The sequence below is a fragment of the Leifsonia sp. McL0618 genome, assembly GCF_049994905.1.
Lineage (GTDB): Bacteria > Actinomycetota > Actinomycetes > Actinomycetales > Microbacteriaceae > Diaminobutyricibacter.
In genome coordinates this window covers 2,268,401-2,287,584 of record NZ_CP188258.1, presented here as the reverse complement: position 1 = coordinate 2,287,584, position 19,184 = coordinate 2,268,401, and the positions used below count along the sequence as shown (strand labels likewise).

At 65.5% G+C, this 19,184-nt stretch carries 18 protein-coding genes; 3 read left to right on the top strand and 15 right to left on the bottom strand.

Going from position 1 to position 19,184, the window contains the following annotated elements; translation table 11 throughout:
• Window positions 1-11: 11 nt before the first annotated feature.
• The 7 genes from mltG to ACPPVQ_RS10905 form a co-directional block, all read right to left on the bottom strand.
• Window positions 12-1,388: an endolytic transglycosylase MltG gene (mltG, locus tag ACPPVQ_RS10935; protein ID WP_426515126.1), complete on the bottom strand. Its 1,377-nt coding sequence runs from the start codon at window positions 1,386-1,388 to the stop codon at window positions 12-14.
• A 1-nt stretch (window position 1,389) separates the two neighbouring features.
• The gene (gene ruvX, locus ACPPVQ_RS10930) at window positions 1,390-1,857 is read right to left on the bottom strand and encodes a Holliday junction resolvase RuvX (RefSeq protein WP_426515125.1); all 468 of its coding nucleotides are present in this window, start codon (window positions 1,855-1,857) and stop codon (window positions 1,390-1,392) included.
• Between the two features lie 10 nt (window positions 1,858-1,867).
• Window positions 1,868-4,525 carry an alanine--tRNA ligase gene (gene alaS / locus ACPPVQ_RS10925; RefSeq protein WP_426515124.1) on the bottom strand — a complete coding sequence of 886 codons (2,658 nt, stop codon included), beginning with the start codon at window positions 4,523-4,525 and terminating at the stop codon, window positions 1,868-1,870.
• Between the two features lie 43 nt (window positions 4,526-4,568).
• A complete protein-coding gene (locus ACPPVQ_RS10920) occupies window positions 4,569-4,766 on the bottom strand; it encodes a hypothetical protein (protein WP_426515123.1) in 198 nt (65 codons plus the stop codon).
• Between the two features lie 58 nt (window positions 4,767-4,824).
• On the bottom strand, window positions 4,825-5,244 hold the full coding sequence (locus ACPPVQ_RS10915) for a DUF948 domain-containing protein (protein WP_426515122.1): 420 nt from the start codon (window positions 5,242-5,244) through the stop codon (window positions 4,825-4,827).
• Window positions 5,245-5,347: 103 nt separating this feature from the next.
• Window positions 5,348-5,977: a 30S ribosomal protein S4 gene (gene rpsD, locus ACPPVQ_RS10910; protein WP_163289739.1), complete on the bottom strand. Its 630-nt coding sequence runs from the start codon at window positions 5,975-5,977 to the stop codon at window positions 5,348-5,350.
• 177 nt (window positions 5,978-6,154) lie between these two features.
• Complete coding sequence (locus ACPPVQ_RS10905) at window positions 6,155-7,495, bottom strand: replication-associated recombination protein A (RefSeq protein WP_426515121.1); 1,341 nt, start codon at window positions 7,493-7,495, stop codon at window positions 6,155-6,157.
• Between the two features lie 164 nt (window positions 7,496-7,659).
• On the opposite strand from ACPPVQ_RS10905, the gene ACPPVQ_RS10900 reads away from it, so the two are divergent.
• The 3 genes from ACPPVQ_RS10900 (at window position 7,660) to ACPPVQ_RS10890 (ending at window position 10,451) form a co-directional block, all read left to right on the top strand.
• Window positions 7,660-8,430 (top strand): peptidylprolyl isomerase, encoded by a 771-nt coding sequence (locus tag ACPPVQ_RS10900; RefSeq protein WP_426515120.1) that lies wholly within the window; start codon window positions 7,660-7,662, stop codon window positions 8,428-8,430.
• Window positions 8,431-8,519: 89 nt separating this feature from the next.
• Window positions 8,520-9,749 (top strand): DUF349 domain-containing protein, encoded by a 1,230-nt coding sequence (locus ACPPVQ_RS10895; protein WP_426515119.1) that lies wholly within the window; start codon window positions 8,520-8,522, stop codon window positions 9,747-9,749.
• 87 nt (window positions 9,750-9,836) lie between these two features.
• Entirely contained in the window at window positions 9,837-10,451 is a 615-nt protein-coding gene (locus tag ACPPVQ_RS10890) for a hypothetical protein (RefSeq protein WP_426515118.1), read from the top strand.
• Here ACPPVQ_RS10890 and ACPPVQ_RS10885 read toward each other — a convergent pair.
• The 8 genes from ACPPVQ_RS10885 to ACPPVQ_RS10850 form a co-directional block, all read right to left on the bottom strand.
• The gene (locus ACPPVQ_RS10885; protein ID WP_426515117.1) at window positions 10,430-12,682 is read right to left on the bottom strand and encodes a RelA/SpoT family protein; all 2,253 of its coding nucleotides are present in this window, start codon (window positions 12,680-12,682) and stop codon (window positions 10,430-10,432) included. The genes ACPPVQ_RS10890 and ACPPVQ_RS10885 overlap by 22 nt on opposite strands.
• Before the next feature lie 138 nt (window positions 12,683-12,820).
• Window positions 12,821-13,843: a protein translocase subunit SecF gene (secF, locus tag ACPPVQ_RS10880; protein ID WP_426515116.1), complete on the bottom strand. Its 1,023-nt coding sequence runs from the start codon at window positions 13,841-13,843 to the stop codon at window positions 12,821-12,823.
• Complete coding sequence (gene secD, locus ACPPVQ_RS10875; protein ID WP_426515115.1) at window positions 13,843-15,582, bottom strand: protein translocase subunit SecD; 1,740 nt, start codon at window positions 15,580-15,582, stop codon at window positions 13,843-13,845. The genes secF and secD overlap by 1 nt, the downstream gene beginning before the upstream one ends.
• A gap of 65 nt (window positions 15,583-15,647) precedes the next feature.
• Entirely contained in the window at window positions 15,648-16,022 is a 375-nt protein-coding gene (locus tag ACPPVQ_RS10870; RefSeq protein ID WP_426515114.1) for a preprotein translocase subunit YajC, read from the bottom strand.
• A 101-nt stretch (window positions 16,023-16,123) separates the two neighbouring features.
• Window positions 16,124-17,152 carry a Holliday junction branch migration DNA helicase RuvB gene (ruvB, locus tag ACPPVQ_RS10865; protein ID WP_426515113.1) on the bottom strand — a complete coding sequence of 343 codons (1,029 nt, stop codon included), beginning with the start codon at window positions 17,150-17,152 and terminating at the stop codon, window positions 16,124-16,126.
• Between the two features lie 2 nt (window positions 17,153-17,154).
• A complete protein-coding gene (gene ruvA, locus ACPPVQ_RS10860; RefSeq protein WP_426515112.1) occupies window positions 17,155-17,775 on the bottom strand; it encodes a Holliday junction branch migration protein RuvA in 621 nt (206 codons plus the stop codon).
• Window positions 17,772-18,362, bottom strand: coding sequence for a crossover junction endodeoxyribonuclease RuvC (ruvC, locus tag ACPPVQ_RS10855; RefSeq protein WP_426515111.1), 591 nt, complete (start codon window positions 18,360-18,362; stop codon window positions 17,772-17,774). The genes ruvA and ruvC overlap by 4 nt, the downstream gene beginning before the upstream one ends.
• Window positions 18,363-18,373: 11 nt before the next feature.
• Window positions 18,374-19,132, bottom strand: coding sequence for a YebC/PmpR family DNA-binding transcriptional regulator (locus ACPPVQ_RS10850; protein ID WP_426515110.1), 759 nt, complete (start codon window positions 19,130-19,132; stop codon window positions 18,374-18,376).
• Between the last annotated feature and the right edge of the window lie 52 nt (window positions 19,133-19,184).

Here is a 19,184-nt window from a genome sequence, read left to right as displayed (position 1 = left end):
TTTCGCGCTTGCTATCCATACCCGGGGTTGTCCCTCATCCATTGCTGCCATTTCTGGACAGCGGCGTCGTGTTCTGCCTGCGTCGTCGAGAAGATCGTCTCACCGGTCTTCAGGTTCCACGTCACGAAATACATCCAGGGGCCCGTGGCGGGATGGAGTGCCGCGTTGATGGCCAGGTCGCCGGGGTTCGAGATCGGTCCGATCGGCAGGCCGGGGTGAACGTAGGTGTTGTAGAGATTCGAGGCGTTCGCGCGCTCGGCGTCCGTCGTCGTGACCGTGTCCGTGTGGCCGGTGCCGTAGGCGACAGTCGCGTCGGACTGGAGGTTCCATCCCTGGGCGAGCCGGTTGAGGAAGACGCGCGACACCTTAGGATAGTCGGGTGCGAGACCTGCCTCGCGCTGGACGATGGATGCGAGTACGACCGTCTTCCACCTGTCGGCCGGCGCAACCCCCGCGCTGTCGAGCGCGGTGAAGCTCCGATCGACGAGGGTCTTGATCACGTCGTGTGCGCTCGTGCCCGGCGTGAACTTGTACGTCGCAGGAAACAGGAAGCCCTCGAGTGTCTTCGCCTGCGGGGGGACGCCGTAGGCCTTGACGTCGGCCGCAGCCTTCTGCAGATCGGCAAGAGGTAGTTTCGTGGCGGTTGCGAGCAGCGGGAGGATGTCCTTCTCTGCCGTGCCCTCCGGGATCACCGCCGTCTGGTCGACGCGTGACTTCGGATCCTCGAGGGTGGTGAGGGCGGCCTGGGCGCTCATCTGCTTGGCCATCCGGTATGCCCCCGGCTGGAAGACGGGCTCGGGATGCTGCTTCAGCAGAAGGCTGTAGAAGGCGTCGAAGGTCTTCGTCACACCGGCCTTCTGCAGCGTCGTCGCGATGTTGGAGCCGTTGTCGCCACTCTTGATCGTGATGAGCACCTCGCCCGACCCCGAGCCCTTGTAGTCGTTCGGCTCGAAACTCGCGACGATCTTCGCAACCTGCGGCTGGAAGATCGCGTACGCCGTGCCCGCCAGGCCACCGAGGATCGCGAGCACGACGAGCGTCACCCAGAGCGGCTTCAGGCTGCGCTTCTTCTTGCGGGGCTTCTGGTGGGAGACATAGTGCTGCTGGCGCCACGCGAGCGGCGACTCGTGAACCGGCGGCGTACCGGCAGCAGGGGGCGTAGGTGCGGCCGGCGGCGTACCGGGCTCGTCGAGACGTCGTGCCTGGGCTTCGCGTGCCTCGCGACGGGTCATCGGCTGGCGCCCGGGCTCGGTCTGTGCGGGCGCGCCGTGTGTTACGCCATCGTCGTTTGGCCGGAAGAGGTCGTCGAATGCATCGAACTCGCCGGACGCGCCGTCGTCCGGCGCGACCGGGCCACTGTGCCCAGGCGAGGGAGGAGTGAACGACAAGCTAGCTTCCAATGTTCGGTACGACGAGGGTGCCGGGAGGGCGGCCTGCGGCACGCTCCGCATCGAGGGCGTGCTGCAAAATGATGGTGGCGGCGACCTGATCGATCACCGGGCGTGCGCTTTTCGAGTTTCTTCCCGAAGCCCGGAGCGCCGCATGGGCTGATACGGTCGACAATCGCTCGTCGACCAGCCGCACGTCGGCATCCAGGTCGGCCGCGAGCGTTCGGGCGAAATCAACCGCGTCACCGGTGGACGCAGTGTGTGCGCCCGAAAGAGCAAGCGGAAGTCCGACGATAACCTCGAAAGCTTCGAGTTCAGTCACAATCCCGGCTATCCTCAGGCGATCTGCACCATCTTCGGAGCGTGCGACCGTCTCGACAGGCGTGGCAAGCATCCCGTGCAGGTCGGAGCGACTCACGCCGATCCGAACCTTGCCGACGTCGATGCCGACCCGAACGCCTGAACGCACCACCGGGCCCCTATCCGGCGATCGCCTGGGTCACGGCTGCCAGCGCAGCGGGAATCGCCCCGACATCCGCGCCGCCACCCTGGGCCAGGTCGTCTTTGCCGCCCCCGCCCCCGCCGAGGATGCCCGCGGCGACGCGTGCAAGAGCGCCGGCCTTGACGCCGGCGTCGCGCGCAGCCTGGTTGGTGGCCACGATGATCACCGGCTTGTCCACGACTTCGGATGCGAGCGCGACCACGGCCGGATCCGATCCGAGTCTCTCGCGCACCGTGGTGACGAGCAGGCGAAGGTCGTCGCCCGAATTCAGCTTTCCGGCGTCCTCCGCGACGAGCCGGACGGGACCGTGGTGTGCTGCGGCTTCGAGCAACGCCGGAACCTTGTCGAGAACGGCACGGGCTTCGAATGCGGCGATCCGCTTCTCTGCCGTCTTCAGGCTCGCGACGAGGTCGGCGATCTTCTCGGGCAGTTGCTCGCGCGGGGTCTTCAGGCTGCCGGAAAGCTGGGACACAATCGCACGCTCGGCAGCGAGGTCGCGGAACGCCTCGATACCGACCAGGGACTCGACGCGCCGGTTCGTCGAACCGACGGAGGACTCGCTGACCAGGTTGATCATGCCGATCTCGGCGCTCGAGGTGACGTGGGTACCGGCACAGAGCTCTCGTGACCACGGACCGCCGATGTCGACCACCCGGACCGTCTCGCCGTACTTCTCACCGAAGAGAGCCATCGCGCCGAGCGATTTCGCCTGCGCGAGCGGCATCTCGCGGGTGACCACCTCGAGATTGTCCCGGATGGCGTTGTTGGAGATCTCCTCGATCTCCGATCGCGTCTCGGCCGAGAGTCCCTGGTTCCAGGAGAAGTCGAGGCGCAGGTAGCCCGCCTTGTTGTATGAACCCGACTGGTGGGCGTTGGGGCCGAGCACCTGGCGGAGAGCCGCGTGGATGATGTGCGTGCCCGAGTGGGCCTGTCGCGCACCGCGGCGGTACTCACGGTCGACCACGCTCGTCGCCGGCGAACCGACGCCGACCTCGCCGCTGCGCACCTGCACGGTGTGGCTGATCAGGCCCTTGACGGGTTTCTGCACATCGAGCACCTCGAGTTCATAGCCCGGGCCGACGATCAGTCCCGCGTCTGCATCCTGACCACCGGACTCGGCGTACAGGGCGGTGGCGCCGAGGATCACTTCGGCGATCTGGCCGGCGCTGGCCGAGCGCACGGATTCGCCGTCCACGATCAGGCCGAGCACCGACGAGTCCGTCTCGAGATCGGTGTAGCCGGTGAACACGGTCTCGCCGAGCGAGCGGAACGTGCTGTAGACCGAGAGGTCGGCCAGCGCCGTCTTCTTCGCCTTCGCATCCGCCTTGGCACGCGCTCGCTGCCCTGCCATCAAGGAGTCGAACGCCTTGCGGTCGACGCTCAGCCCGGCCTCCTCGGCCATTTCGAGCGTCAGGTCGATCGGAAAGCCGTAGGTGTCGTGCAGGAGGAACGCCGTGTCCCCCGCGAGCTCCGACTTGCCGGCCCGCTGGGTGTTCGCGACAGCGGTGTCGAGGATGCCCGTTCCGCTCACAAGCGTGCGCAGGAACGCTTCCTCTTCGGCGTATGCCAGACGCGAAATGCGCGTGAAATCTGCTGCGACCTCGGGATACGCGGCTGCCATCGCATCGCGCGACGTCGTGAACAGCTCGGGGAACGTCGCGGTCTCGACGCCGAGCAGGCGCATGGAACGGACCGTGCGTCGAAGCAGGCGACGGAGGATGTATCCGCGACCCTCGTTCGACGGGGTGACACCGTCGGACATCAGCATCAATGCGCTGCGCACGTGATCGGCGATCACACGAAGACGGACGTCGTCCTCGTGGACTTCGCCGTACGTCTTCTTCGCCAGGGCTGCCGCGCGATCGAGCACCGGGCGCACCTGGTCGATCTCGTACATGTTCTCGACGCCCTGCTTGAGGAACGCGACGCGCTCCAGGCCCATACCGGTGTCGATGTTCTTGCGGGGAAGGTCGCCGAGGATCTCGAAATCGGCCTTGCCCGTCCCTTCGCCGCGGAGGTACTGCATGAAGACCAGGTTCCAGATCTCGACGTAACGATCGTCGTCCGTCGCCGGACCGCCGTCGGCGCCGTACGCCGGCCCGCGGTCGAAGAAGATCTCCGAGCAGGGCCCGGCCGGCCCGGGCTGACCCGTCGACCAGTAGTTGGTGTCCTTGCCCAGTCCCTGGATGCGATCGTCGGGAAGCCCGGCGACGCGTCGCCAGATCTCGCGCGCCTCGTCGTCGTCCTCATAGACCGTGACCCAGAGGTCCTTCGGTTCGAACCCCAGGCCGCCGTCGGCTTCGCGCGTTGTCAGGAGCTCCCAGGCGAAGGTGATCGCCTGTTCCTTGAAGTAGTCGCCGAACGAGAAATTGCCGCACATCTGAAAGAAGGTGCCGTGTCGCGGCGTCTTGCCGACCTCTTCGATGTCGTTCGTCCTGATGCACTTCTGCACGCTCGTGGCGCGCGGGAAAGGCGCAGGCACGAGTCCGGTCAGATAGGGAACGAACGGCACCATCCCAGCGACGGTGAAGAGCAATGACGGATCGTCGCTGACCAGCGAAGCGGAAGGAACGACGGTGTGGCCGCGGGCTGCGAAGAAATCGAGCCAGCGCCTGTGGATTTCGGCAGTCTGCATGGGTTCCGGTAGGTAGAAGGGTCGGGCGGCGTCGAAGGGCAGGCTAGGCCTCGGCGTCTTCGATCGCTGAACGCAGTTCGGCCTCGCGCTTGCGGTATCCGTCGGAGACGGCCGAGCCGAAGTCGCGGGCCTTCTTGTCGAGGCCGTTGAAGAATTGCTTGCCCTGAGGGGTTTCGTTGACCTTGTGCGCCACCGCGAAACCGATCGCGATGCCGACGACGAGCCACAGAAAACTCTTCATGGTGATTTACTCCCTGGTGAATGAGACGTCGTTCGCGAACGAAGCGCCTCGGGTCAGTTTAGTGCGTGCTCCCGCGCTTCCGCCGAGAGACGGAAGGACCTGTGGAATCGTCCGGGCCGCGCTTCCCGGTGCCTGCCGTGGCCCGGAACGCGGCGCGAACGGCGGCGCTGAATCCGGCCAGTTTGATGAGCGGACCCCCGACCGTCGCCGCGAAGAGGGCGACGAGCGCGGAGACGTTCCCCGTGACATCCGCGACATTCTTCGTGATCACATCCACCCGCGCGAGCTGCTTATTCGTCTCCTGGATCGTCGTCGCCGTCTCCTCCAGGATCGGGGTGAGACCGTCGCTCGCATCCTTGATCGCTGAGCGGGTCTCGTCGAGCACCCGGCCGAGCTTGACCAGCGGCAGGGCGATGAACCCCACGAGGACGGCGAAGACCACCGCCGCGATGAGCCCTGCGATGTCGCCACCCGTCACGAGTCCACCTTCCATTCCGCCAACGGCATATTACGGGACGCCCCGCATTAAACGCATGAAGCGGGCCACCCTGAGGTGACCCGCTCCCTAGCGTAGACGCAAGTTATCGCGCTGCGTAGTACTCGACGACGAGCTGGACCTCACACGTGACCGGAACCTCGGCACGCTTCGGGCGGCGCACGAGGCGCGCGTGAAGCTTGTCGAGTTCGACCTCGAGGTAGGCCGGGGTCTTGGGGAGGACGTCGACGTGACCGCCGGCGGCCGCGACCTGGAACGGCTCGGTGCCCTCGCTGCGTGCCTTGACGTGAATCAACTGGCCCGGCTTGACGCGGAACGACGGACGGTCGACGAGCTTGCCGTCGACCAGGATGTGACGGTGCACGACCATCTGGCGCGCCTGCGCCGTGGTGCGGGCGAACCCGGCACGGAGAACGAGTGCGTCAAGACGCATCTCGAGGAGCTCGACCAGGTTCTCACCGGTCAGGCCCTGCGTGCGGCGTGCCTCTTCGAAGGCGATGCGAAGCTGCTTCTCGCGAATGCCGTACTGGGCACGCAGACGCTGCTTCTCGCGCAGACGAACGGCGTAGTCGGAGTCGGCCTTGCGCTTGGTGCGACCGTGCTCGCCGGGAGCGTACGGACGCTTTTCGAGGTACTTGGCCGCCTTCGGGGTCAGGGCGATGCCCAGTGACCGCGACAGGCGGGTCTTGCTACGGGTACGTGACTTGGTAGACACGAGGTCCTTTCGGTTGTCTCTCTAACGGTGTGAATGCAGGCACACAGGATCGTCCTGCAGTATTAGAGGGATGCTGCCAGGGATGCCCGGCTACAGGGCCATTCCCTTCGAGAACGTATGTCGACGCAGCCGCACGCGACACCCGCTTCTAGGCGGATCGATTCTAGCAGATCGTGATCAGCGTCCGCGCACGATGCGTCGGAGCTTGGCGAGCCGTGCAGAGACGTCGCGTTCGTTGCCGTGCTCAGTCGGCTCGTAATAGACGGCGTCTTTCAATTCATTGGGGAGATACTGCTGCTGGAGCACGCCGAGATCGTCGTCGTGCGGGTATTTGTAGCCCTTTCCGTGGCCGAGCCGCTTTGCCCCCGGATAGTGCGCATCGCGCAGGTGTTTGGGTACCCGGCCCATCGTGCCCGCGCGCACATCGGCGATCGCTTTGTCGAGTGCCATGTACGCCGCATTGGACTTCGGAGCTGTAGCCAGGTGCACGACGGCCTGGGCGAGCGGAATCCGGCCCTCGGGCATTCCGATCAGCTGCACTGCGTCGGCCGCGGCGACAGCGATCACGAGGGACTGGGGGTCGGCCATGCCGATGTCTTCGGAGGCGAGCACGATGATGCGCCGGGCGATGAACCGGGGATCTTCTCCGGCCTCGATCATGCGCGCGAGGTAGTGCAGCGACGCATCGACATCGGAGCCACGAACGGACTTGATGAAGGCACTGATCACGTCGTAGTGCTCGTCGCCGTTTCGGTCGTATCGCAAGAGGGCACGATCGACAGCCTGGGCCACGAGTTCTGCAGTGATCACCGGTTTGTCCGCCGAAGTCGCCGGCGTTGCAGAGCCCGCCGAGACGGAGGACGCCTCGAGGGCCGTGAGTGCCCGTCGTGCGTCGCCGGACGCGAGCCGGATGATCGCGGCCCTCGCATCCGGCTCCAGAACGAAGCGGTCGCCGAGTCCGCGCTCGTCGACGACGGCTCGATCGACGACCGTGCCCAGGTCGTCGTCGCTCAGAGTCTCGAGAGTGAGGAGGAGCGAACGGGAGAGCAGGGGCGAGATCACCGAGAACGAAGGGTTCTCCGTCGTTGCGGCGACGAGGATGACCCAGCCGTTCTCGACGCCGGGCAGCAGCGCATCCTGCTGGGCCTTCGTGAAGCGGTGGATCTCATCGAGGAAGAGGACGGTGGAGATGCCGTAGAGGTCGCGGGTCGAGAGTGCTTCGTCCATGACCTGGCGTACGTCGCGCACTCCCGCCGAAACGGCCGAGAGTTCGACGAACCGGCGCCCCGAGGAGTGGGCGATGGCCTGCGCGAGAGTCGTCTTGCCCGTGCCGGGAGGACCCCAGAGGATGACGGAGACCGAACCGCGCTCCCCCGTCGTGTCCGACGCCAGGCTGACGAGCGGCGACCCCGGGGTCAGCAAGTGTTTCTGCCCCGCCACCTCGTCAAGGCTCTTCGGTCGCATGCGCACCGCGAGGGGTGTCGCACCGCTGCGGAGCCCCGGTTGCACATCGACCATGGGTCAAGGCTAGTTGCTTCCGCCGACACCACCGTGCAGCGATCCACAGGCGCATTTGGCCGACATAGCTCGGTCGCATAAAGTTCATCTGAGGTCCAGCGCCGTGGCGCGCCGGGCCGGATATTCCCCCCCGCACGACGGCGCGCCCCCTCGGAGGATTTCACGTGGCACCGAACAAGCAGAACGATCGCGAAGCGCGTCAGGCGCGGGAGCGCTTGCGGGCCTACCAGGCGCGCCAGACCGTGCACGAGGCCAAAGCGAAACGGCGGGTGCGCGACAACTGGCTTGCAGGAGTCGGCGTCCTCGTCGTGGTCGCTCTCGCTGTGCTCACGCAGCTCCTCTACTTCAACACAGGCCCGGGCAAGGCTGTCGCAAGCCCCTCGCCCTCCGCCTCAGCTGCCGCTTACACGCTGCCGCCGAAGACGCTCGCGGGCAACCGCCAATGGACCGGCACGATGACGATCAACGACATCCCTCTTGCCATCAGCCTCGACGGCGCCCAGGCTCCGCAGGCGGTCTCGTCGACGATCGCCCTGAGCCAGAAGGGCTTCTACGACGGGCTGACCTGCCATCGGCTGACCACGTCCGGCATCTATGTCCTGCAGTGCGGAGACCCGAAGGGCGACGGATCGGGCGGTCCCGGTTACTCGTACGGGCCGGTGGAGAATGCTCCCGCGAACAACGTCTATCCCGCCGGCACGCTCGCTATGGCGCGCACGTCGAACAATGCGAACAGTCAGGGCAGCCAGTTCTTCATCGTCTACAAGACGTCGACCATCCCCTCTGACAGCGCCGGTGGCTACACCGTGATCGGTAAGGTCACCAGCGGGCTCGACAAGCTGACCAGCGAGGTCACATCCAAGGGCGTCCAGGGTGGCGGAACCGACGGCAAACCGAACGTGGCGACGACGATCAAGGGGATAACGGTTCAATAAGCACCACTGCACGCCGCAGGGCGTGTGCAATAGGCTAAAACGCAGTGTGGGGCGGTCGTCCGGCCGTCGTCGTCAGCAAGGTGAGGCTCTTGGCTACAACTGATCAGCAACCGTGGGGTCGTGTCGATGAGACCGGCACCGTCTTCGTTCGCGAGGGCGACGGCGAAAGGGAGGTCGGGCAGTATCCCGACGGCACTCCCGAAGAGGCGCTCGCCTATTTCGAACGCAAGTACACGGACCTGGCAGGTCAGGTGACGCTGCTCGAGCAGCGCGCACGCCGCGGTGCACCGGCAACCGACATCGCCAAGGCCGTATCGACACTGAGTGAGCACGTCGCCTCCGCCAACGCGGTCGGCGACCTGGCTTCGCTGCAGGAACGCCTTGCGAAGCTCGGCGGCACGGTCGAAGAGCTGACGGAACAACAGACCGCAGAAGCGCGCGCAGCGGTGGATGCGGCGATCGCCGAGCGCACCGAGATCGTGGTCGAGGCCGAGGCACTCGCCGCCGAAGACCCGACGAAGACGCAGTGGAAGCAGACGACCGCTGCGCTCGACACTCTCTTCGCGCGGTGGCAGGCCCACCAGCACGACGGGCCTCGCCTGCCGAAGAACGAAGCCAACGAGCTGTGGAAACGATTCCGGGCTGCCCGCGCGACGATCGAACACAACCGCAAGGCCTTCTTCGCCGAACTCGACAACCAGCACCGCGATGTGCGCGCGCGCAAGACCCAGCTGATCGAGCAGGCCGAGGCGCTGATCCCACGCGGAGCCGATGGGGTGCCCGCCTACCGCGAGCTGCTCGAACAGTGGAAGCTTGCCGGCCGTGCCGGCAAGCGGAACGACGACGCGCTCTGGGCGCGATTCAAGGCCGCCGGCGACGCGATCTACTCGGCGAAGTCCGAAGTCGACGCCAGGGAGAACGAGGAGTTCTCGGCGAACCTCGAGGCCAAGCTCAAACTTCTGGACGAGGCAGAGCCCCTGCTCACCGCGACGGATCGCGAGTCGGCCCGTGCCACCCTCAGCTCGATCCAGCGCCGCTGGGACGAGATCGGCAAGGTTCCGCGCGACCAGGTCAAGGTCATCGAGGAGCGACTTCGCCGGGTCGAGGCCGCTGTTCGCAAACTCGACGACGACCACTGGCAGCGCAACAACCCGGAGAAGAAGGCCCGCTCCGAGGGCCTCGCGAGTCAGCTCACCGCCGCGATCGCCAAGCTGGAGGCGGAGCTCGAAGAGGCCAGGGCCAGCGGAGACAAAGCAAAGGTCGCTGAGGCCCAGGAGGCGCTCGACGCCCGCAAGGTCTGGCTCGACGCGCTGAAGTAGTGCCGGACTGCCGTGCACAGGGCTCTCCCCTGCACAGATCGGCGATAACGAACCGCTTGGTGCGTCGACGGGCGGCAGGCTCGTCACATGACGCGCCTGCTCCCCCGCCTGCTGAATGCTGACGACCTGCCTGTGGTCGAGTTACGCGCTGCCTGTATCGATGGGCAGGTCTTCGCGGTCGACGATTGGTTCGCGCCGATCGATGAGCCCGACGGCAGGCAGCTCAGGGCCGCGACTCTCGCCCCGCTGGTTCCCGAACGCATGATCGCCGAGCGTTCGTCCGCCCTTTGGGTCTTCGGAGCGCGCGCGTCTGCGCCTTTCCGGCACCAGTTGTGCATCGACATCGCCAACAGGACGACCCCGCACCTCTCGCCGCGTTTCGAGTTCCGCGAATGCAGGATCGAGACCGCCGATATCGTGCAGGTCGGGTCGCTGAGACTGACGTCGCCGCTGAGAACAGCGATTGATCTGCTCCGAACATGCGAGCCATTCGGCCTTGCCGACGCGCTGGACGTGCTCGCCGTGCTTCGGCTGGGTGGCTCACGAGTGAGCGATTGCCGCCGACGCATCCGCGACCTGCCCCGGTTTCCGGGCCTCAGGCGTGCGCTGGCACGCGCAGCGTCGCTCGAACAATCCGAACTGCCGCTCCTGTCGATGGACTTGGGAGCGGCCTTTCCGGGTCAGCCCGCGCTGACGCGGTAGACGTCGTAGACGGCGTCGATTCGCCGCACAGCGTTCAGCACCCTGTCCAGGTGAGTCGTGTCGCCCATCTCGAAGACGAACCGGCTGAGTGCAAGACGGTCACTCGACGTCGTCACCGTTGCGGAGAGGATGTTCACGTGATGCTCCGAGAGCACGCGAGTCACGTCTGACAGAAGGCCGGACCGGTCCAGCGCCTCCACCTGGATCTGGACGAGGAACACGCTCTTCGAACTCGGCGCCCATTCGACGTCGATCATGCGTTCCGGTTCCTGGAGAAGCGACTGGACGTTGTGGCAGCTCGCCTGGTGCACGGAGACGCCCGCGCCGCGCGTGATGAAACCGACGATGGGGTCGCCCGGCACCGGTGTGCAGCACTTGGCAAGTTTGACGAGGATGTCGGGCGCACCCCGCACCAGCACCCCCGAATCGCTGTTACGGAGTTGTCTTGAGCGGCCCTTGACCGGAAGTTCGATCTCACCGGCGTCGCCTTCGGCTTCGGTCTGAAGCGATGCAACGACCTTCTCTATGACGGACTGGGTCGAGACGTGGCCTTCGCCGACCGCCGCGTAGAGGGCCGAAACGTCTTCATAGCGCAGCTGCGCGGCGACTTCGGCAAGCGAGTCCTGCGTCATCAGCTTCTGCAGCGGCAGGTTCTGTTTGCGCATCGCGCGTGCGATCGCATCCTTGCCCTGTTCGATCGCCTCGTCGCGACGCTCCTTGGTGAACCACTGCCGGATCTTGTTGCGTGCTCGCGGACTCTTGACGAAGTTCAGCCAGTCCTGGCTGGGGCCGGAGTCCGGATTCTTCGACGTGAAGACCTCGACGACATCGCCTGTGGTGAGCGTGCTCTCCAGCGGAACGAGACGCCCGTTCACCTTGGCACCCATGGTGCGGTGTCCGACCTCGGTGTGGACGGCGTACGCGAAGTCGACCGGGGTCGCGCCTGTCGGCAGCCCGATGACCCTACCCTTCGGTGTGAAGACGTAGACCTCTTTCGCCCCGATCTCGAACCGCAGGGAGTCCAGGAATTCGCTGGGATCCGCCGTCTCGGCCTGCCAGTCGGAGAGGTGCGCGAGCCACGCAAGATCGGTGTCGGTTCTGCCACCGGGACCGGAACTCTTGCCGTTGACCTGTTCCTTGTACTTCCAGTGGGCCGCGACACCGAACTCGGCGCGCTGGTGCATCTCCTCGGTGCGGATCTGGATCTCGACGGCTCGCCCCTCGGGTCCGATCACCGTCGTGTGCAGCGACTGGTACAGGTTGAACTTGGGCGTCGCGATGTAGTCCTTGAACCGGCCCGGCATCGGCGTCCACCGCGCGTGGATCTGACCGAGCACTGCGTAGCAGTCGCGCACGGAGTTCACGAGCACGCGGATGCCGACCAGGTCGTAGATCTCGTCGAACTCGCGACCTCGCACGACCATCTTCTGGTAGATCGAGTAGAACTGCTTCGGCCGGCCGACGACTTTGCCGCGGATCCGTGCCGATTTGAGGTCGTCGTTGATGGCATCGATGACGTGCTGCACAAGGCGTTCGCGTTCGGGTGAGCGCTGGCGTACCAGACTCTCGATCTCGGCGTAGAGCTTCGGGTACAGCACCGCGAACGACAGGTCTTCGAGCTCCCACTTGATCGCCTGGATCCCCAGCCGGTGGGCAAGCGGTGCATAGATCTCGAGCGTCTCCGTGGCCTTGCGGGTCGCGGACTCAGCGGGCACGAAGCCCCAGGTGCGTGCATTGTGAAGACGATCGGCAAGTTTGATGATCAGAACACGGATGTCCTTTGACATCGCGACGATCATCTTGCGGACCGTCTCGGCCTGAGCACTGTCGCCGTACTTGACCTTGTCGAGCTTGGTCACACCGTCGACGAGCATCGCTATCTCGTCGCCGAACGCGTCTCGCAGCTCGTCCAGCGTGTACTCGGTGTCCTCGACCGTATCGTGCAGGAGGGCGGCCGCGATCGTCTTCGCCCCGATTCCGAGGTCGGCCAGAATCTGGGCGACCGCCACGGGGTGAGTGATGTACGGCTCTCCGCTCCGGCGCTTCTGGCCCGAATGGGCTTTCTCGGCGACGGCGTATGCCCGCTCGACGAGCGAGAGGTCAGCCTTCGGGTGGTGCATGCGCAGCGTGCGGATCAGGGTGTCGACGGCCCCCGCCGGCTGAGCCCTCGAGAAGATGCGCGGGACAAGACGGCGCAGGGAAGCAGTCTGTGGCGTTGTCGTGTCGACCATCAGCGTGCCTCCCGTCTTCTATTATCGCGGGTGCCGCCTGTGCGATGTGGCACGCACGGCTGCCTCTGGGCTGCGCGCGCGGCTCCTACCTCACACCCGTCGAGATAAGAACCGTGCACGCGTGCGCCTTATTCCACGCTATTCCGCCGCGACAGGGACCGGAGCGACCGGTGCGGCTGCCTTCGGACGGGTCGCGCGCACCTTCATGTCGTGCTTCTTGATCGCTGCCTCGCCCTCGCGGAACTGGGAGTACATCGGGGCCGCAAGGAAGATCGTCGAGTACGTTCCGACGATGATTCCGATGAGCAGCGCGAGCGAGATGTCCCTGAGTGTGTCGGCACCGAGCGCGAACGCACCGATGAACAGGATCGACGCGACGGGCAGCACCGCGACGACGGCCGTGTTGATCGAACGCACGAGGGTCTGGTTGACAGCGAGGTTCACCGCCTCGGCGAACGTTCGACGGGTCAGTTCGAGCTCTTCGCGGGTGTTCTCGCGCACCTTGTCGAAGACGACGACCGTGTCGTAGAGCGAGTAGCCGAGGATCGTCAGGAAGCCGATCATCGTCGCCGGCGTGATCTCGAACCCGACGAGTGCGTAGATGCCCGCCGTGATGATGAGGTCATGGAACAGCGAGATGATCGCCGAAGCCGACATCTTCCACGTTCGGAAGTACAACGCCATGGCGATGAAGGCGAGGAGCAGGAAGACGATGAGGCCCTGGATCGACTGTTGCGTCACATCCGCGCCCCAGGTCGGGCCGATGAAGGACGACGCGACTTCAGTGCCGGGCACGTTGTATGCCTTGGCCAGCGCATCCGCCACCTGACGGCTCTGGTCGGCCGTGAGCTGGTCGGTCTGCACGCGCACGGCATTGTTGTTGACGCTGGTTACGTGGACAACAGCATTCGGAACGACGCTCGCGACGGCTTCTTCGCCGGGCTTCTGTGCCGTCGTCTGGACGTTGGTGATCTGGAACTGCGACCCACCGCGGAACTCGATGCCGAAGTTGAATCCCCCCTTGATCACCGGGATGAGGATTGAGGCAACGACCATCACGATCGCGATGGTGTACCAGATCTTGCGCTTGCCGACGAAGTCGTATGAGCGAGCGCCGGTGTAGAGGTCGTTTCCGAACCGTGTGAGGCGGCTGACGGCCATCAGGAGTCCTTCCCGTCGTTCGATCGATCCGTGCTGCTGTTCCCCGAGCTGGCCGAGACGAGCTCAGCAGCCTTGCGCTCGGCGATCGTCTGGCGGCGCGCGGCCTCCTTGCTGCTCGATGCCGCCTTGCCAGCGGATACCGCGGCCGACGGAGCCCGGAACTGCGCAGCACCCCGGTAGACAGCACCGAGGGCATTGGGATCGAGTCCGCTCCACGAGCTTCCACTGTTGAAGAATTTTGTCTTCGCCAGCAGCTGGAGCGTGGGGTGGGTGAACAGGACGACGACGATGACGTCGATGATCGTGGTGAGTCCGAGCGTGAAAGCGAACCCTCGAACGTTCGCGGCAGCAAGGACGTAGAGCACGACTGCGGCAAGGAGGTTGGTCGACTTCGATGCGTAGATCGTGCGCTGGGCGCGCTTCCAGCCGGCTTCGACAGCGGATTCGAGTCCTCGGCCGTCGCGGAGTTCGTCACGGATTCGTTCGAAGTACACGATGAACGAGTCCGCGGTGAAACCGATCGCCACGATCAGACCGGCAACGCCCGCGAGCGACAGCCGGTAGCCGTAGTGCCATGACAGGAGCGAGATCGTGAGGTACGTCAGCAGAGCGGCGACACCGAGTGAAGTGATCGTCACAAGCCCGAGCAGTCGGTACTGGAAAAGCGTGTAGATCATCACGAGGAGCAGGCCGATGACGCCGGCGATCAGGCCGCTGAGGAGCTGCGACGAGCCCAGGGTGGCCGAGATCGTGTTCTGGCTCTGCACCTGGAAGCTGAACGGCAGGGCGCCGAACTTGAGCTGGTCGGCGAGCGTCTTCGCCGAGGTCTGGTCGAAATTACCCGTGATCTGCGGGCGGCCATCTGTGATCGCCGCCTGTGTCGCCGGGGCCGAGATGACCTTGCCGTCGAGGACGATCGCGAACTGGTTCTGCGCTCCGGTCAGCCCGTTCAGCCGGGTGGTGACATCGGAGAAGGCCTTGGTGCCCGCGGCGTTGAAGATGATGTTCACGCCCCACTGGCCGGTGCTGACGCCGCTCTGGCTCTGCACCAGGCCGCTGGACGCATCAGAGATGTCCTGGCCACGAACTTCGACCGGGCCGAGGATGTACTTGGTCGTACCCTTTTCGTCACACGTGATGAGGGGCTTGTCCGGGGATGCGACGTTGGTGGACTTGGCGGCGTCGGACGAGCAGTCGAACGCGTCGTACTGCGCCTGCAGCAGTGGGGTGACCCACGCCTGGTCACTGCCGTTGGTCGGCTTCGACGACGGCGTCGACTGCAGGCTGGGATTCGGGGTCGGGGCGGGCGTCGACTTGCCGTCGGCCCCGACGACCGTGTTCGTCGGGGCGCCGGCGACGAGGACGGGCCGGAAATCGAGCTTGGCACTCGATTTGATGCGGTTGAGTGTTGCCTGATCAGGCGTTCCTGGCAGGGAGACGACGATGTTGTTCGAACCCTCGGTGCTGATCTGCGCCTCCGAGACACCCGACGCGTCGATGCGCTGGCGGATGATCGACACGGCCTGGTCGAGCTGTTGCTGCTGGACCTGCTGGCCGTTGGAAAGCTGCGGAGCGAGGATGATCTCCGTTCCACCCTCGAGGTCGAGCGCGAGTTTCGGGATCAGCGTTGCATTACTGAACACGACACCTGCGATCAGAGTGACAAGCAGCACGACGATGATCGCACCGAGCCAACTCAATGAACGCCAGGCTTTTTTGACCGGGGTCGACTTTGCCACCTACGAACTCAGCTTTCTACGAGCGTGCCCACGCCTCAGAAGACGTGGGCACACAGGAAATGGGGTCAGTCGTCGCTTTTCGCGCCGGGCTTCTTGGCCACGTCGTCGATCCGCTCACCGAACTCGGGCTCGGTGAGAGGGATGGCGTGGTCTTCATTCAGCTCGGGCTCGGTCGACGTCTCGACCACAGGCTCGATCTCCTTGGGCTCGACGACCCGGGCGATCACCTGGCGGTGGACCTTCAGAACGGTACCCGGAGTCGTCTCGACGAGGGCCTCGTTCGCGTCTTCGTCGATCGAGAGCAGTTTGCCGTAGACACCGAAGTTGAGCATGACGTCAGCACCGGGGACGATCTTCTCGCGAAGCGCAGCCGCGTCGCGCTGGCGCTTGCGGCTGTTGCGGAACATGAAGAACACCAGGCCGGCCAGAACGACCAGCATGACAATAGTTAACGGATCCATGAAAAGTTTGGGGCCTTCCAGAGAGTGTCTCACGCGGAGACGCTCTGCTTATTTGTGAGTGGCCGATGGGCCAGCTTGAATTATAGGTCATCCATGAGGGATGGTTGCTGGGAGTGCGCTGCGCCGAAGTGTCGCCACGCCGCCGGCGTGGCCACCCGGCCCCGCGGAGTGCGGGACAGAAGGCCGATCCGCACGAGGAACGGCTCCACGACGGATTCGATCGTCTCGGCCTCTTCGCCGACCGAAACGGCGAGTGTGTTGAGCCCGACGGGCCCGCCGTCGAAGCGTTCGAGAATCGCCTGGAGCACGGCGCGGTCGAGTCGATCGAGTCCGAGCGGGTCGACATCGTAGAGCTCGAGCGCCGCCCTGACGGCGTTCACATCCGCTTCTCCCCCGTGCACGAGCGCGAAATCGCGAACGCGACGAAGCAGGCGGTTGGCAATGCGAGGGGTGCCACGGCACCGGCCGGCGATCTCGGCAAGCGCCTTACCGTCGACCTCGAAATCGAGGAGGACGGCTGCTCTCGTGAGCACTTGCGTGAGCTCAGCCTCGTCGTAGAACTCGAGGTGGGCGGTGAAACCGAACCGGTCCCGCAGCGGGTTGGGCAGCAGACCGGAGCGCGTCGTTGCGCCCACCAGCGTGAACGGAGCGAGATCGAGCGGAATCGACGTCGCGCCGGCGCCCTTGCCGACCATGATGTCGATGCGGAAATCTTCCATTGCGAGATACAGCATCTCTTCCGCAGAGCGGGCCATGCGGTGGATCTCGTCGATGAACAGCACTTCGCCCGGAGTCAGCGAGGAGAGCAGCGCAGCGAGGTCACCGGCATGCTGGATGGCCGGACCGCTGGAGAGCCGCAGAGGACGACCACTCTCGTGGGCGACGATCATTGCGAGCGTCGTCTTACCCAGCCCGGGTGGTCCCGCGAGGAGGATGTGGTCGGCCGTGCGGTCCTGCATCTTCGCCGCGGTGAGCAGGAGCTGCAGCTGCCCGCGCACCTTGGCCTGCCCGACGAACTCCGCGAGGGAACGCGGGCGGAGGGCGCCTTCGAAGGCGAGCTCGGACTCCGACTCGAGCTCGGGGGCGGTGAGGTCTTCCTGGTCTTCCACGGTCACCTCCGTGCCGCGGTCTGGCCGGGCCCGAGCCTGGCGAGGGTCACCCGAAGCAGGGACTGGACGTTGTCACGGGCCGACTCCTCGGTCTCGGCGACCGCCTCGGCGATCGCATCGGATGCGACCTTCTCCGGCCATCCGAGGCCGACGAGGGCGATGAGGACGCTCTCGCTGAGCGTCGACGGCGGCGCTGTGGCCGCCGTACGCGGGGCGCGGCGGGTGACTGCGATCTTGCCCGACAACGACACCACGATCAGCTTCGCGGTCTTCGGGCCGATGCCCGAGACTTTGCGGAACGGTGCATCGTCTTCGGCGGTGACGGCCTCGGCGATCTGCTCGGGCGAGAGTACTGAGAGCACGCCGATGGCCGACTTCGGCCCGACCCCGGAGACGCCGGTGAGGAGGTCGAAAACCTGAAGCTGCTCCGCGTCGGCGAAGCCGAACAGCGAGAGCGCGTCCTCGCGGACGATCAGAGATGTGAGGACGCGGGCCTCGTCTCCGATCCGCAGGGAAAGAGCGTGGTCGGGAGTCACCTGGACGGAGAAGCCGACGCCGCCGACCTCGATCACGATCGACCCGCCGCTGATCGCGAGGACCGTGCCACGAAGGGATGAAATCACTTCGTCAGCCTACGGGGCGCCAGCGACGCCCGGGTGGATCGCTCCGCGGCGTGCCATGCAGCCTGTGCGGGAGTGAGCGCCGCGCCACCCGTTGCCGGGGTATTCGCCCCGCTCCCCCGCCACGCGTGGCAGATGGCGATCGCGAGAGCGTCCGCCGCATCCGCCGGTTTCGGCACTTCGGCCAGCCCAAGGATCCGCGCCACCATCGCCTGCACCTGCTTCTTGTCGGCCGAGCCGTACCCGGTGATGGCGGCTTTCACTTCGCTGGGCGTGTGCAATGCGACGGGGAGACCCCGTTTGGCTGCCGCGTGCAAAGCCACCCCGCTGACCTGCGCCGTACCCATCACCGTCTTGAGGTTGTGCTGCGCGAAGACGCGTTCGATGGCGACCGCCTGGGGCTGGTGCAGGTCGAGCAGCTCTGCGATGCCGTCGCCGACCGCGAGCAGACGTTCTGCGAGAGGCATCGTCGCCGGCGTGCGGATCACGAGCACGTCGACCAGCCGCGCGGTGCGGTTGGGCGCGACGTCGACGATCCCGACACCGCAGCGGGTCAGACCGGGGTCGATGCCGAGCACTCGGAGCGGCATCGGCCGGGGTTCTACTCTGCCTCGAGTTCGGCCTGGACCTCGGCCGAAAGATCGAGGTTGGTGTACACGTTCTGCACGTCGTCGGAGTCTTCGAGCGCATCGATGAGCCGGAAGACCTTGCGGGCCGTCTCAGCGTCGCCTTCGACCTGGATCGACGCGACGAATTCGACGTCGGCCGAGTCGTAGTCGATGCCGGACTCCTGGAGAGCGGTGCGCGTCGCGACAAGGGCGGACGGGTCGGTCACGACCTCGAAGGACTCCTCCCGGGAGGTGACCTCTTCTGCACCCGCGTCGAGAACGGCCAGCAGGACGTCGTCTTCGGTGACGCCGTCGCTCTGTGGAACGACGATGACACCCTTGCGGTGAAAGTTGTACGCGACGCTTCCCGGGTCGGCCATCGTCCCGCCGTTGCGGGTCATCGCGGTGCGCACATCCGCTGCTGCGCGGTTCTTGTTGTCGGTGAGGCACTCGATCAGCAGCGCGACGCCGTTGGGTCCGTAGCCCTCGTACATGATCGTCGTGTAGTCGACGCTCTCGCCGGTCAGCCCTGCACCGCGCTTGATCGCGCGATCGATGTTGTCGTTCGGAACTGACGTCTTCTTGGCCTTCTGCACAGCGTCGACGAGCGTCGGGTTACCGGAGAGGTCAGCGCCGCCGATCTTTGCGGCGACCTCGATATTCTTGATCAGCTTGGCGAACGACTTCGCGCGACGCTGGTCGATCACGGCTTTCTTGTGCTTGGTGGTCGCCCATTTGGAATGCCCGGACACGTTGCTCCCTTACTACTTCTCAAGATCCTGACCATTGTAGAGCGCCTCGACG

What these genes read in the sequence shown, in the direction of transcription:
- secF (WP_426515116.1), bottom strand. Translation starts at nt 13,843, where the DNA reads ATGGCCGTCAGCCGCCTCACACGGTTCGGAAACGACCTCTACACCGGC.
- ACPPVQ_RS10870 (WP_426515114.1), bottom strand. Translation starts at nt 16,022, where the DNA reads ATGCTGGTCGTTCTGGCCGGCCTGGTGTTCTTCATGTTCCGCAACAGC.
- ACPPVQ_RS10885 (WP_426515117.1), bottom strand. Translation starts at nt 12,682, where the DNA reads ATGGTCGACACGACAACGCCACAGACTGCTTCCCTGCGCCGTCTTGTC.
- ACPPVQ_RS10890 (WP_426515118.1), top strand. Translation starts at nt 9,837, where the DNA reads ATGACGCGCCTGCTCCCCCGCCTGCTGAATGCTGACGACCTGCCTGTG.
- ACPPVQ_RS10905 (WP_426515121.1), bottom strand. Translation starts at nt 7,495, where the DNA reads ATGGTCGATGTGCAACCGGGGCTCCGCAGCGGTGCGACACCCCTCGCG.
- ACPPVQ_RS10920 (WP_426515123.1), bottom strand. Translation starts at nt 4,766, where the DNA reads ATGAAGAGTTTTCTGTGGCTCGTCGTCGGCATCGCGATCGGTTTCGCG.
- ruvC (WP_426515111.1), bottom strand. Translation starts at nt 18,362, where the DNA reads ATGCCGCTCCGAGTGCTCGGCATCGACCCCGGTCTGACCCGCTGCGGT.
- alaS (WP_426515124.1), bottom strand. Translation starts at nt 4,525, where the DNA reads ATGCAGACTGCCGAAATCCACAGGCGCTGGCTCGATTTCTTCGCAGCC.